9 protein-coding genes are annotated in these 15,642 nt (G+C 39.7%); 2 read left to right on the top strand and 7 right to left on the bottom strand.

The annotated features are described in order from the left end of the window. The first annotated feature begins 64 nt into the window (after positions 1-64). Entirely contained in the window at positions 65-2,335 is a 2,271-nt protein-coding gene (locus BXY_RS14930; RefSeq protein ID WP_015532343.1) for a GH92 family glycosyl hydrolase, read from the top strand. Positions 2,336-3,178: 843 nt separating this feature from the next. Further along, a complete protein-coding gene (locus BXY_RS14925) occupies positions 3,179-3,835 on the top strand; it encodes a Fic family protein (RefSeq protein WP_009039023.1) in 657 nt (218 codons plus the stop codon). Positions 3,836-3,970: 135 nt separating this feature from the next. Here BXY_RS14925 and BXY_RS14920 read toward each other — a convergent pair whose 3' ends face one another. The 7 genes from BXY_RS14920 to BXY_RS14890 form a co-directional block, all read right to left on the bottom strand. Continuing rightward, on the bottom strand, positions 3,971-5,314 hold the full coding sequence (locus BXY_RS14920; protein ID WP_015532340.1) for a DUF4989 domain-containing protein: 1,344 nt from the start codon (positions 5,312-5,314) through the stop codon (positions 3,971-3,973). 30 nt (positions 5,315-5,344) lie between these two features. Continuing rightward, positions 5,345-6,775 carry a BT_3987 domain-containing protein gene (locus BXY_RS14915; protein ID WP_008760902.1) on the bottom strand — a complete coding sequence of 477 codons (1,431 nt, stop codon included), beginning with the start codon at positions 6,773-6,775 and terminating at the stop codon, positions 5,345-5,347. A 33-nt stretch (positions 6,776-6,808) separates the two neighbouring features. Then, positions 6,809-7,963, bottom strand: a complete 1,155-nt coding sequence (locus tag BXY_RS14910; RefSeq protein WP_009039021.1) for a DUF1735 and LamG domain-containing protein — start codon at positions 7,961-7,963, stop codon at positions 6,809-6,811. Between the two features lie 8 nt (positions 7,964-7,971). Further along, complete coding sequence (locus BXY_RS14905; protein WP_009039020.1) at positions 7,972-9,048, bottom strand: glycoside hydrolase family 18; 1,077 nt, start codon at positions 9,046-9,048, stop codon at positions 7,972-7,974. Between the two features lie 24 nt (positions 9,049-9,072). Continuing rightward, on the bottom strand, positions 9,073-10,686 hold the full coding sequence (locus tag BXY_RS14900; protein ID WP_015532339.1) for a RagB/SusD family nutrient uptake outer membrane protein: 1,614 nt from the start codon (positions 10,684-10,686) through the stop codon (positions 9,073-9,075). A gap of 16 nt (positions 10,687-10,702) precedes the next feature. Further along, positions 10,703-14,086, bottom strand: coding sequence for a SusC/RagA family TonB-linked outer membrane protein (locus BXY_RS14895; protein ID WP_009039018.1), 3,384 nt, complete (start codon positions 14,084-14,086; stop codon positions 10,703-10,705). Positions 14,087-14,473: 387 nt separating this feature from the next. Continuing rightward, positions 14,474-15,616 (bottom strand): AAA family ATPase, encoded by a 1,143-nt coding sequence (locus tag BXY_RS14890; RefSeq protein WP_009039017.1) that lies wholly within the window; start codon positions 15,614-15,616, stop codon positions 14,474-14,476. Between the last annotated feature and the right edge of the window lie 26 nt (positions 15,617-15,642).

Here is a 15,642-nt window from a genome sequence, read left to right as displayed (position 1 = left end):
CTTGAAAAATAAATTGGCTCAATCGATTTCTGATTCGATTGAGCCATAAATAATAAATAAGACCATGAAAAAGTATCTCCTATTAGTATGCGCATTAAGTTGTATCGTCTTTGCAAAAGCCAAAGACTGGACGCAGTATGTCAATCCGCTTATGGGTTCTCAATCTAGTTTCGAGTTATCAACTGGTAATACTTATCCAGCCATTGCCCGTCCGTGGGGGATGAATTTCTGGACTCCACAGACAGGAAAGATGGGAGACGGATGGCAATACACTTATACAGCTAATAAGATTCGTGGATTTAAACAAACACATCAACCCAGTCCGTGGATTAATGATTACGGACAATTCTCTATTATGCCTGTAGTAGGCAAACCGGAATTCAATGAAGAGAAGCGTGCCAGTTGGTTTGCCCACAAAGGAGAAACTGCCACTCCTTATTATTATAAAGTATATCTTGCAGAGCATGATGTAGTGACAGAAATGGCTCCAACCGAGCGTGCCGTTCTTTTCCGTTTCACTTTTCCGGAAAACGATCATTCGTATGTTGTAGTGGATGCCTTCGATAAGGGATCGTATATTAAGGTTATTCCGGAAGAAAACAAGATTATCGGTTACACGACTCGCAACAGCGGTGGAGTTCCCGAAAACTTTAAAAATTACTTTATTATTGAATTCGACAAGCCTTTCACATATAAAGCTACGGTAGCCAATGGCAATCTGCAGGAAAATGTTACCGAACAGACAACAGATCATGCCGGAGCCATTATTGGTTTCCAAACACATAAGGGCGAACAAGTACATGCAAGAATTGCTTCTTCTTTCATCAATTTTGAACAGGTAGCTTTGAATATGAAAGAGTTGGGCAAAGATAATATTGAACAGCTAGCCAAGAAAGGAAAAGAAGTGTGGAACCAAGTGTTAGGCAAAATAGAAGTAGAAGGAGGCAATCTCGATCAATATCGCACATTCTATTCTTGTTTATATCGTTCATTGCTCTTCCCACGCAAATTCTACGAACTGGATGCTGCCGGACAACCTGTTCATTACAGTCCTTATAACGGGCAAGTATTACCGGGGTATATGTATACTGACACAGGCTTTTGGGATACTTTCCGTTGCCTATTCCCGTTATTGAACCTAATGTACCCGTCAGTCAACAAGGAAATGCAGGAAGGTCTGATCAATACATATAAAGAGAGCGGTTTCTTCCCGGAATGGGCAAGTCCGGGGCACAGAGGCTGTATGGTTGGTAACAACTCTGCTTCTGTCTTAGTGGATGCTTACATGAAAGGAGTGAAAGTGGACGATATAAAAACATTGTATGAAGGGCTGATTCACGGAACGGAGAATGTACATCCACAAGTATCATCAACAGGACGTTTGGGATATGAATATTACAATAAACTGGGTTACGTGCCTTATGATGTAAAAATCAATGAGAACGCCGCACGCACGTTGGAATATGCATACAATGACTGGTGTATCTACCAACTGGCAAAGGAACTTAAACGTCCGAAGAAAGAGATTAACCTCTTCGCCAAACGTGCCATGAACTACAAGAATCTTTTCGACAAAGAATCCAAACTGATGCGCGGACGCAACGAAGACGGTACATTCCAGTCTCCATTTTCTCCGTTGAAATGGGGTGACGCTTTCACGGAAGGAAATAGCTGGCACTACACTTGGTCTGTATTCCACGACCCTCAGGGACTTATCGACCTGATGGGTGGAAAAGACATGTTTATCACAATGATGGACTCCGTATTTGCCGTACCGCCTGTCTTTGACGACAGCTACTACGGACAGGTGATTCACGAAATACGTGAAATGACTGTTATGAACATGGGAAACTATGCGCATGGCAACCAGCCTATCCAGCACATGATTTACTTATATGACTATGCCGGTCAGCCCTGGAAAGCCCAATACTGGCTGCGCCAGGTTATGGACAGAATGTACACTCCGGGCCCGGACGGTTATTGCGGCGATGAAGACAACGGGCAGACTTCCGCCTGGTATGTATTTTCGGCACTGGGATTCTACCCTGTTTGCCCGGGAACGGACGAGTATATCATAGGTGCCCCGTTATTCAAGAAAGCTACGCTCCACTTCGAGAATGGAAACAGTTTAGTGATTGATGCTCCGAACAACAGCAAAAAGAATTTCTATGTCAACTCGCTGAATGTTAATGGTACTGATTATACCAAGAATTATCTCCGTCACGAAGACTTATTCAAAGGTGGCACTATCAAAGTGGATATGGGTAACCAACCGAATAAGAACAGAGGAACGAAAGAAGAGGATATGCCTTATTCTTTCTCTAAAGAGCAATAATCCTTTCTCTATAAAATTGTCGCCATCCCGGTTTCAGCCTTCAGTTTCTTTCTGAAAGTAGCTAATTATCGGGATTCTGGCTGAAAGCGATAGCCTGAAAGCAAAGAAGTCCGCTTTCAGGCTATTGTTTTTGATTACTTTTCACTACTTTTTGAGATAAAGTATCATAAATGCCACTATAAGACCATTACTATTCATCGATTTCACCTGATTCTCGAAATGCCGATGAATAAAGAGATAGCGGGTGAAAGCAAGTGGCAAATTCAGGTAAAACTGGACATTATCGGTTTCACCTTGTTTTTCAAAAATATCCCTTGAGCTAAAAACAATATCATTATAGCTAATCCGGATATGATTATAGCTAATAAAAATATGCTTATAGCAAATCTGTTGTCAGGTATTAATAGATAATCCATCAGGTATTAACAGCCTGAGCACAAGGTATTAACACCTTAATTTTCAGCCACTAATGCTTGAGTTGGTGTATCTATATATTCAACACATTGTATCTATATACTTACCATATTGAATCTATATATTCAGTACGGTGGCTCTATATGCCCAGCAACCGGTATAAACAAATTTGAAAGGTGAAAGCAATAACGGGAGATTTCACCTTGATTTCTTCTACGCTTTCACCCGCTATCTCCTTATTCATCGATGTTTCAGATATAAGGTGAAACTGGTGGAATTTATGAGTTTAAAGTTCATGTTATACTTATGAGAATCAGTAATTGAAAACAAATTCTCATTCATTTCCGTGCAGAATGGAATGAAATCTTCATTTCCCATCACTCCACAGCAATAAAAGGCTCTTCACTCACCGAAGAAGAATGCCGCCTGTTGATTGTAGACGGTATCACCGCCAAGGGAAAACCGCTGTATGATTATAATATGGTAAAGGATCATTTTGAAGCTTTGCGTTTTATAGTGGAAGAGGCTAAAAAGAAACGTGAAATTACTCCTGTTTTTATACAGGATATTTCAGTTCACGTAATGCGTACAACAGGAAGTATAATTCATTCCAGCGCAGGAGATTATGATTCTTCTAAAGGAGACTGGCGCAAATCTTCTGTACATGTAGGCGACCGTTACTTCGTAAACTATCAAAAAGTAGAACGTGAAGTAACCCGTCTATGCGAAATACTAAATCAGCGTATCAAACAAGTTCAGACACTCGACTCTATCTATCAGTTAGCTTTCGACGCCCATTTTTATTTAGTCAGCATCCATCCGTTTGCCGATGGAAACGGAAGAATTTCACGCTTATTGATGAATTATATTCTCTCTTATCATCAACTCCCTCTAGCCACTATATTCAAAGAGGATAAACTGGAATATTATCAGGCATTGGAAGCATCATGTCCTCAAGATGATGAAGAACCGGACTTATGCCCTATCCGTAATTTCATGTTTGCTCAACAAATGAAGTATCTTTCAATGGAGATTAAGAAATACAAGCAGGCGGAGAAAAAGGGGGGGATGAGGTTTGTTTTCTAAGTAGATATAATGAAGGTAGCAGTTGAATAAATTATACATTTAATCAACTATTGAATTATAGAAATACAAAAAAAGAGCCAGGCTTTCTGAATGAAGCCCGACTCTAAAATTAACTTGTATGCTAATGACTAGACCTTACTGAGCGTTGTAGATATAAACTTCAGTTAAATCAATAAATCTATTATAACGTCCCTCTAGTTCAACCTTCACATAGCGAGTGTTTTGAGGAGTAAAGAATTGGAAATAATGGTTATACGCCTGAGGAGTATCAAGTGAACCTTGCGTAACCCATGTTTCATTATCCATTGAGGTAGAAATAGTTACCTTCTTAGGAGATGATGCCGAACCATTATTATAATAATCAATACCAAAACCGGTCATTGTCTTTTCCGACTTCATATCAACAACAAACCAGAAATCACCCTGCTTATAGACATCATTTCCACCGCTTCCACCTTTGCCGTCAATAAGCACATTACCATTCCCCCAAAGACTCGGATCCAATTCTACCGACCAACCAGTTTTAGCCAGTTCAACCCAATTAGTAACCTTATCGGATACATATCCAAAGTTTCTGAAGACTTTATTGACATTGAAAGTCAGGAAGTTCTCCTTCTTATTTTCTACAACAACAGGGTCTTCACTTTCTGCCGAAGCAGTCACCACAAGCGTATGAGTTTCAGGATCTGCAGTTGTCAACAAGAAGGCGTCGGTAATAGACCATGTAATGTCTGCTGATTCTAACTCTCCAGCAGGTATGATGATTTCAGCAGGAGTAACAGTGATATCATTCATAAATTGTTCGTCCAGCCCTGTAGTGGCAAGTTTCACCTTTACGTCTTTTCTTGCCGGCTTATCCAACTTCATCTTGAAAGTATAGGATATAGGATCAGGATTGACAATCGCTCCTTGAGAGAAAGCACGTTCAAATGTAACGTTATTACCGCTCTCACCAACCACAGAGCATGAAGCTGTGTATGCTTCCTTCTCTATTACAACTTTAGATTCTATTGGTTCAGTTCCTATCTTATATCCTTCCACACTGGCTTTCACACCCAGTTCGTAGGTTGCCGCATCATAATTGGGTACTGCAAAACTAAAATCTTCATCCTTCAAAGCCACAGTGACAGAAGCATCTGTTGAACCGGCAGGAAGAACTACTTTAGTGGCACTGATCTCTACATTTTCTTTTGGGATATTAGTATTTATAATATCAAAAGTCACTGTAGCATCTTCCGGTGATGCAACAAAATGGAATGTATAAGTTCTAGTGACAGGACCATCTAATTCCAATGTACCATCAGATTTGTAAACTGCAGTTAACGCCGCTTTAGACGCTCCTTCCGCATCGTCAATCGTTATAGTAGGCTGATTCACCGGATATTTAACCAAATCCACCACCTCATCATCCTGACATCCAGCAAAAGTAACGAATGATCCTATTGCCAGAGATAAAAAGAGTTTATAATGTGCTTTCATATTCTTGTTTTTTATTTGTTCCTATTTTATTTAAAGATCATCCGGATATTTATATGGCGTCGGATCATTCTTCTTGTAGAATATAGTCGGTGCTGCTACATTAGACCCGTACAATACTTCACCACCACCTTGAAGACGGCTGAAAACACTACCATATTTAGCCGGACTTGGAGCAAATCCCATAAACCATCCATACCCTCCATCTATCATACTTTGAGCTTTAGAAGCTGATAAGCTACCGCCACCGCCTAAGTTGAATTCCATTGAAATACCGGAGCATTGTTTCTTTGTCATTTGTCCGATAGGATATGCAGCACTACCATAGTTGGCTACCACAATATCTATCCATTCTTTTGCATCTACCCCGTCAACAGTAGCTACACCATACATCTGTCCCCAATCAAATACAGTAACCAGTTTATCCGGCATTGCCTGTTTGGTTTCATAACACAGACGAGCTGCAGCAGCCGTACTTGGATTAGTAAGAGACGGATTGCTCAAATCAGGACTGTTTGAATACTCATCGTCATAATTTACTCCATCCAAGTTATATGCCTTACAATACTGGGCAACTTCACGGGCAAAGTCTTTAGCACCTTGTTCGGAAAGCTGTGCCAAGCCTGTAATGTCATGGTTACCAAGCAGTCCTAACAATACTTTCACACCACGTCTACGCAGTGGCTGAAGAAGAGTTTCATTATTATCCAACAGATACTGTACATTCGGGTTACATTGTACACGAGGACGTCCTGCTTCAGCATCATAGTTGATATTAGCAGCAAACAGTACAACAACATCCCAAAGAAGTTTTCCATTCTCTAATTGGAAAGAAAGAGTATTCAGCGGATTTACGTCATTTACTTCAAAGAACAAATAACCTTGCATTACACCTTCTCCTTTATATGCATCACCGGCATTTCGCATATCTTTCACCAGATAAATACAATGTTTCGCATCTTCATCTTTAATAGTGATATCACTGCTCTGATCACTGATAGCTACCGGAATAGCATATGTTTTATCTTCCTGCAGACCTTCTCCTGCCCGAATAGTCATCTCTACCTCCGCTGATTTAGTATTAGCGTTCACTGTAAGTATTCCTTCGTTAGCAAAGGTAACCAGGTCCTGCGGATACAATGCAAAATCTGTATTATGCGCTTTATTATACGTTTCCAAATAAGCAGCATCAATTTTCACTTTTGCCGATGTAGCTGTATTAGGTGTCTTGCTCAACCCCATTTTTACGGTAGTGGCATAAGTCTCACCGTGCAATTCGACAACCTTAGAAACTAAGTTCGACTTTCCATCACGCAGATATGCATTATTTTCATAAATGCCACTGTAGGCCGACTCATCAATATTCTTTCCGACCTCAAGATCATCAGCACAAGAGGTCAAGAATGCAGTACTGCTCACAATCATGGCAGCGAACAAACCCGAAGTTATATATTTCATATTCATAATGAATTCTTGAATAAAAGATTAAACCAACAATTAATTTATCTTAGGAATCTCTACTTTTACCCAAGTAGGATCGCCCGAACCTGTAATATCATTACCATGTCCAGTCTGGTCGGTAATAACATTTCCGGCACCTTCATTAAACTTCCAGTAAGCAACCAGTCCTTCACTGGCAGGATCTACTTCATAAGGATTAGTGGCAATTTGCTCTGCCGTTCTTTGCACTGACCACACGCGGACTTCTGAAATATCTCCCGGCAACCAACGAGTATCATCCCAAGCGCGACCAATATAACAACCACTGCTCAAAGATACATTACCTGAAGCTGCTTCGTCTTTATAAACAAGCACACCATCTTTATAATAGATTCGTTCTTTTGTCGTATTATCATAAACAATGGCAATGTGTACCCACTCATTAATCGGTAAACCCGGAACAACATTCGGACCTGGGAAATTACCACCGGGAGCTACTACCTGAACTTGATCACGTGGACGGTCAGCATCACCAATACGTACAAGGAATTTACCTTCAATACCGAAAACAGAACTCAGGGCATTTTCACGTCCTGCCACCCAGTCTTCACTACGAACCAAAGCCTCAATAGTAACAGTAGAAAGACCATTCACACTGCTCTTCCAGTTAATTGGGAAATAGATTTCTTTGATATTTGCCACTACATTAATAAGGGCAGCACCCTTAAATATGAAATAAGCAGTACGGGCACTTTCAAGTACATCAATATTGGATGCATCTAGAATGGTGACGGGCAATACATAGCGTTTTGACTTATCCAATTCGTTGGTATTCTTAAAGTCAATCACAATATTATCACTGGAAATATCCCCTGCCTTAATAGTAGTAGTTTTTGTTGGTATATTATAAAAATATGAATCCAGTGCAGTTGCATTATCATTGTAAATCAAATTATATGCTGCTGTCATAGCGGGAGCCGCATCAAAGCTTATTTGAATATCTTGTTCTGCCGGCGATGCTATACGATAGCTAAGTTCACGGGTAGCCTCAGTTATACTGGGCTTAATCAGCAAATCATCACAAACAGGAGCCGAGCTAACATAGAGTTTATTGTCATAATGATGCTCTTCATTGATATCTTCATTCTTACAACCACTCACTGTGACTGTTGTAAGAGCCAAAAGCGCAAAACAATATTTATAGAGTTTCATTTCTATTCTTATTTATTAGGATTCATAATACGAATAACTTCACGCACATATCCATAAGTATTGTTATAATAATCATTATGGACATTCATAATAAAGATTCCTTTCCGGGTGTAATTAGGAGATGCTTCAACCATCCACTGGGCTGCTCCCGGAGCTGCTACTAGTTTATTGCCTTTTTCATCTACTGTACTCCAGTAACCCTTCACTTTATCCTTATCGTCAGCCTGCGGCAATTCGACACAAACGATAAAACGATCAACAGGAACAGGATTCACTCCCCCTTCTGTACCGCCTACTGCATCTATACCTGCCTGAATAGCTAAATATGCTTTTAAAGCAAGATCATCAGCATTGGTAGAAGAAGCAGTTTTCAACATGATGTAGTCAAACTTGCTTAACATATCCATATTCTCCGGCACTAAATATTGTACATTTCCGTAGAATACCAGAGTCTTGTCATCATGATTGCCTTGCCAGTTCATCACCTCGCCAAAAAACTTCTGTTGACGGTCATTATATTCTTTCAGAGCTGCCTCCGGAAGGCTCACCAGTGAACGCCCCGTATAATCAGCAATAACACCATCAAAGTTATATTTGTCACAAAGTGCCAACATCTCATTAGTGCGTTCACCGATATACTGAAGAGCATCCTCTTCTGTCAACTCCGGTTCGGCTTTTACTTTCTCCTTCCAGGCATTTTCAATGCTGGAATAATCAATACTGTAAACCGTACGAGTTCCTTTCTCGCGTATTTTGACCATTTCTGCCTGTACTTCGGGACTTACTTCCGGATTATTCAGACAAATGAAATCAACGCTGTCAGGTACGACGGTCAAACGTTCAGCCTGCTTGCCGGGAGATCCCTTAGGGTTCTCGAAAGAAACAAAAGTGACCTTATGTTCTTCAGACTTATATCTGTTCAAATCCTTCAGATAGTCAGCATACAACTGAGGATTCTGCTCTTCAAATGTAGGAGTATTCAATTGGAGACTTTCCACATCTGTCCAATCACTACATGAAGTTATTGTCAGAGCTGATGCCAGAAACAGCAGAGCAGACAATCTATATTTCAGGTTATTTTTCATATATACTTTCCTTTAAGTTTAATATTATTTTTTAGAAGCCCACCATACATCTGTAGCCATATTATCTGCACCGTGCAGGTAGTTGGCAATCGCATATTCTACATTTGCCTTGTTGCTGACAAATTCATCCAACGGATAAGGCATACGACGTGCACCTTTCTCTGAATCAACTACACCACCGCTCTTATTTTCTTTCACCGGGATCAGTTTCGGATATCCGGTACGGCGGAAGTCTGCCCAAGCTTCATTACCTAATTGCCAGTTAGCAATCCACTTCTGTACGATAATGCGTTCTTGCTTCTCTTCTTTGTCGGCACTATCATTCCATTTAATAGTGATATTGGACAGAGCATTCTGATAAGTATTCGTACCTGCCGGATCGGTATATGCAGTCGGTTCGTTTACATCATCTTTCAGATAGTCTTCTGCACCGTCTACCCCCCATTGTTCAAATGACAGACGGATACCTTGATTATAGAATGATTCGGCTGTACCACCCATGCTGAAGTTGAAAACAGCTTGTCCTTCAGCACGTAAGAAAGCTACTTCGGCTGCATTCATCCAATAAAGCGGAGATGTAGGAGCAATGTTCACCCCAGAGTATTTATGTCCGGTTGTCTTCAGTTCGGGAATGACAATACCACGACGCATTCCTACATAGCCCTGTCCTACCCATTCGGATTTTGTGAAGAACTTTTCACGTCTGTTATCCTTGTAACCATTCATATAGCAGATGATATCAGCAGCAGCATGCGTATCACCACCAGTCAAACAGGGTACGCCGCCATGATCGGAAGTCTGTACCTGATTGTAGCGGGTAGCTACATAAATAGGATTTTGTGAAGTCTCAAAGTAGTTCCATGTTGCATTGTCCGCATTCGATTCAATGACACCTCCGTTTGCAGGATTCACAGCTTCTTCAGCCATCTGTTGAGCTTTCACCGGATTAGCATAAGCTATACGGATAGCAAGACGCAACTTCAGTGAGTTGGCAAATCTGATCCACTTCTTTACATCACCTTTATATATATAGTCGGCTGTAGGAACGAGCTGTTCGTTAGAATTCTCATTGAGTGTGGCAATAGCTGCATTCAACTCATCGAAGAATGTATTATATGTCACTTCCTGAGAATCATAAGGAGTAGCAATTTCGCCATTCGCACCTATCTGAGAATAAGGTATCGGACCAAAAGCATCAGTTACACGATGCATAGCTGCCACCTTTATCACTTGTGCAATGGCATAAGGAACCGGATCATTCGTATTCTGTGATACCAGTTTCACTTGGGTCAGATTAGAATATAATGTCGGAATAATCTTATCACTTTTCAGAAACACACGGCTCCAGTCGTCTTTCGGATTAAAAGTGGAGATAGCCTCAGTAAAGCCAGCATTAGAATCGGCAAAATATCCGCCTAAAGGTCCGCCCAACAAGCAGTCTGTGAACTGAGCTGTATTTACATCCGGTGATACCACGCAACCGGCCAGATTATTCATGGCAGATCCCAAAGCGTATCCATCCGCTGACAAATCAGGAGCTTCATATGGGTTGGAATTGATATTCTCATAGTTACCGATACACGAAGACAGGGCAACGGTAAGAGATCCAAGTACTATTTTATTTATTATATTTTTCATACCTATCTTGATTTATTTAGAATTTAAAGCTCAGATTAAAGCCAATATTACGCAATGAAGGCATCATAAAGTAGTCAATTCCCTGATAGAAGTTATCAGTAGATGCCACGCTTTCAGGATCGAAAGGAGCCTTGTTGTAGATCATCCAAAGATTACGTCCGATCAATGAAACTTTGATATCACACACATTGCCCAGCCATTTTCTCGGAATAGTATAACCGATAGAAGCTTCCTGCAAACGAATATTAGTAGCGGAATAAATGTAATACTGAGGAACAGCCGTACCACCAGCTACTACTGAATACCAGCCTTCCGGATTTACACGGTCGTTTCCATTTACCGATACATAACCTTTGTCACGTGCAGCAGCAGATGCTTCAGAAACTCCGAAATTATCGAGAACAGCTTGTGTACGTGAGAATACAACTCCACCCAGACGAGCTGATACAAGGAATGCCACATTAATGTTTTTCCAACTGAAATTGTTACGCCATGCCAAGTTTCCTTTCGGCAATACACTTCCTAATTTGATGTAATTATTAGCTTCCAGACTCTCTGTTACAACACTGTTGTTCTCATCGATATAAACAGCTCCATTGGCATCTCTCTTCAAATCCATCAAGGAGTAAATGTCACCCATGCTTCCACCTTCTTTCAGGATGAAACGGGTACTACCCAAGCCACCCATATTCAAAGAAGAAATAGAGAATTTCTCGCCAGTAATAGGATTGATGGCATTATCAGCTAAGGTAAGAATCTTGTTCTTGTTCATTGAATAAGTAACTCCTGTATTCCAAGTAAAATCTTTCCATGTATTATTGTAGTTCAACGCTAACTCAAGACCTTGATTGCGAACTGCACCTGTCTGAATGTAGATACGCGCATATTCACCTACCGGCAACTCAGGATTGAATGTCTGATTCATTGTCTTGGCGTTATAATAAGTCACATCTAGTTCGAAGTTCTTGAAGAAACGCATATTCATACCCACTTCAAAAGAATTAGTACGTTCCGGTTTCAAATTATATACCGGGAAGTCAGTCAGGTTACTCCACTGACCAATACTAGTATTCCATGTAAACAGAGGATTAGCTATATATCTTTTGAATGCTGTACCCACAGAAGCAAAAGAACCGCGTATCTTCCAGTAAGACAGATAGTCCTTATTCAATTTAGGCATCAACTCAGACAACACTACAGACATACCTACCGAAGGATAGAAGAATGATTTATTGACGGAGTTAGGACCTGCCAACTGTGAAGGCCAGTCATTACGACCTGTCAATGTCAGATAATAAGTACTTTGGTAACCAACTTCGGCAGATGCATAGATAGACTGAGTCTGTTCACGCCATCCAGTCTGCATTTTGTTTGTCTTAGTCGTACTCAGGTTTTGAATATAGAAACCGTTTGTCAATCCAGCCTTTTCACCGGCAAATGTTTGTGAATCATCAGCAATAGGTCCGCGTACAGCCATTTCATCATATCGCATATCAGTAAACGATCCACCCATATTAGCCTGTAAAGACCATTTTTCGCCGAATGTTTTGTTCACACTTACCAGGAAGTCTGCATACAACTGCTTTTCGTAGCTTCTGGAAATGCCATAAAGGCCACGATCAGACAGCTCTGTCAGCTGAGTATTTGTACTGGCATAAGCCTTTTCCGTATAATCATTGTTAGAATTATCCAGGCGAACACGTCCGGAAACACTCAACCAGTCAAGAATCTGATAATTCAGACTTGCACCTAACATATAGCGGTCTTTCTTATTTTCACGCAAGTTACGGTAGTTCACCCAATAAGGATTCTGCATAGTCATATTACCATCACCTGTCGGCCAGTACTGAGTATAAATCTTACGTGCAACGTCATAGCGTTCGTACATTTTAATATCTTCCCAATCATTGCCGCGAGGGAACAAGTAAGCTCCTACCAATGGATTGTTGTAAGTACCCTGGTTCACCATATTGCGGTCTTTCTGCAAAATGTAGCTGGCATTTACATCCAATGTCATTTTATCATCGAGGAATGAAGTAGTATTACGCACGTTGAAATTATAACGGTCATATTTGTTGTTAGGAACGAGACCTTTTGAATTAACCGCTGCAGCGGAAGCATAAGTTTGGTTCTTTTCCGAACCGGTAGAGAACGATACGCTTTCTGTACCGATAACACCTGTCTGAAAATAATCATCACGAGGATTATATCCGAAATATCTGGCCTCTGTCAGTTTAGGACCCCAGCTACGACTGGAGTTATCATCTTTCACACCACCAATACCTGTACCATAACGTGTCTGGAAACGGGGCATTACCAAAGGAGCGTTAAACTCAACACTACTGTTCACAGTGATATTCACACGACCTTCTTTTCCTTTTTTAGTAGTAATGATAATCGCACCATTGGCAGCATCGGAACCGTAAAGCGCAGCTGCTGCCGCACCAGTCAGCACAGACATTGATTCAATATCTTCCGGGTTAATGTCGGCAATCGGCTCAGTATTTCCTTTAGAAGAAAACTCCGTTCCGTTCACTTTATTTGCATTGGAGTACATTGGAACACCGTCTACTACATACAATGCATTGGAAGACTGCATGATAGATTTTGTACCACGCATCACTACCTTGGACATACCGCCCACTCCGGACGAAGAAGCATTGATATTAACACCGGCTACTTTACCACTCAATGAATTGATAAAGTTAGGGTCTTTATTGGCAGTCACCGCATCAGCGTTTACTTGCTGTACATTGTAAGACAGCGCTTTCTCTGAGCGTTTGATTCCCAATGCCGTAACTACGACTTCCTCCAAGACTTGAGCATCTTCTTTTAAAGTAATATTAATAGCAGTATTGCCTGCTACAGCTCTCTCCAATGTTTGATACCCAACATACGAAAATTGCAAAACTGCATCTGAACCTGTAACGACCAATGTATAATTACCATCAAAATCAGTAATAGTACCATTAGTGGTTCCTTTTTCCAAGACGGAAACACCAATCAGAGGTTCGTTATTAGCATCTACCACCTTACCTGTTACTTTCTGTTGTTGTTGAGCCGACTTTGTCGTAGAAGATGCATTTGCTTTCGACAAATAAACGACATTGTCATCAATTTTATAAACGATATCTTTCCCCTTCAAAGCCTTGTCCAGTACTTCTACCAAAGAAACATCTTTAACATTCAATGACTCTATGCGCATTGAAGCCAAATTGTCATCATAAAAAAATTGATACTTAGATTGAGACTGGATTTGCTTAATCACAGTTCCTAAAGAAGAATTGGAGATCCTAATTGTCAACTGTGCTATTGCAGATTGTGCCGGAAGGGCGAATAGCAACAAGATCAACAATGCCCGAAAAATCTTCGAGCCTCTACACGAGTCATTGATTCTCATACATTTGAATTTAAGATTAAACATTAGTTTTTAAACAAAAATTAGAATCGAAATTCTATGTATTATTCTCGATTCACATTTATATAACAACCCATACCTTAAAAAACACTTAGAGGATTTTGAAAAAAAATAAATATAATCTCATATTTACTTTCCCATAATGAGTATCTTTTCTATTCATCCTAACTGGAAATCAATAATTTATAAAGAAAAAGAGATTTTTTTTATAAAAATTGGAGTCTGTTCAATTTTTATAAAATCATAAAGACTATCAATAAAGGCATCATACCAATCCTTATGAATATACAAGGAAAAAACGCAATATTAAAGTAAGCAGACATTAATATTGTGGTTTTCATTTTTTAATTGACGTGATAGTAAATCTTACTATCTATACACATATTTCAACCAGTATTCAAATGCAGGATCTTGAATTTCAATGATATTTCCAAACAATACATCAATTAAATCCTTTCCCAATGTTGCCTTACGCAAATTTTTAATATTGGCAGATGTACCTAATTTATATTTGGTCAACACTTCTTTTGAAAAGAAATTAGAAACCCCATCAGCTACTGCAAGCAAAAAATTAAGTTGTTTGGGTGTTAAAGAATCAACAACATTAGCAAATAACAGACTCAATTGAGCAATCAAGCTACTAAAAGCCTCTTCAACAATTTCTTTCGTACAACCGCTATCCGGCGTACGAAACCAAACTTGTTGACTTAATTGTTGAGTATAGTAAGGATGATTTTTCATCTTATCGGCAATAAGTCCTGCCAATTCTGTTGAGATCTGTTTTCCCGTATCAGCAAAACGTTCAGAAATAAAAGTAACCCACTCCGCACGTTCTATCTTTGAAAGAAAAAGAATATCACCAAATTTATAAAATGGCATACCATAGTTATTAAATATATTCAGCAACATATGCCGCTTACTACCATACAAACAATAACAAACTGAAGTATGCTTTTGCCAATGGGAACGAAGTTTACGTTGAAAAGCCAATGGTTCTTCATATTCATTGATATTTTGAAACTCGTCAATATAAACAACAATCCTTTTTTTCGTATCATTAGCAATCACCTGAGGCAAATCCAAAATTTCATCATAAGACAAACGACTGTCCTTAAATTCAATACCAAACGAAAGTTCATAAGTTTGAGTTGCATCAGATATAGAAACTATAGGAGCCAGCCGTCCCAAGTATTTCTTTACCCCACCGACAAATTCTTCCCAAACAGTAGTGGTAGATTTTAATAAGGAATTTGCAAAAACAGTATAAAACTCTTCTTCTGTACGACAATTAAAAATATCAACCTGACAAATGATAACATCCTTTTCTTCCTCAGATATCAATTTAGCGACTTTATGTACCAAAGACGCCTTTCCCCAACGACGAGGAGATATAATAACAGTATTTATCAGCCCTTTAAAGTTTTTCTTTAAGAACTCTGTTTCATTCCTACGATTCGTAAAATTCTCGTTTTCAGCTATTCGCCCATATAAAAAAGGAGTTTCCATATTCATCTGTTTTGGTGCAAAAATAGGAATAA

Source organism: Bacteroides xylanisolvens XB1A (assembly GCF_000210075.1).
In the GTDB taxonomy this organism is placed as follows: domain Bacteria; phylum Bacteroidota; class Bacteroidia; order Bacteroidales; family Bacteroidaceae; genus Bacteroides; species Bacteroides xylanisolvens.
This window is presented reverse-complemented; position numbering and strand designations above follow the sequence as displayed.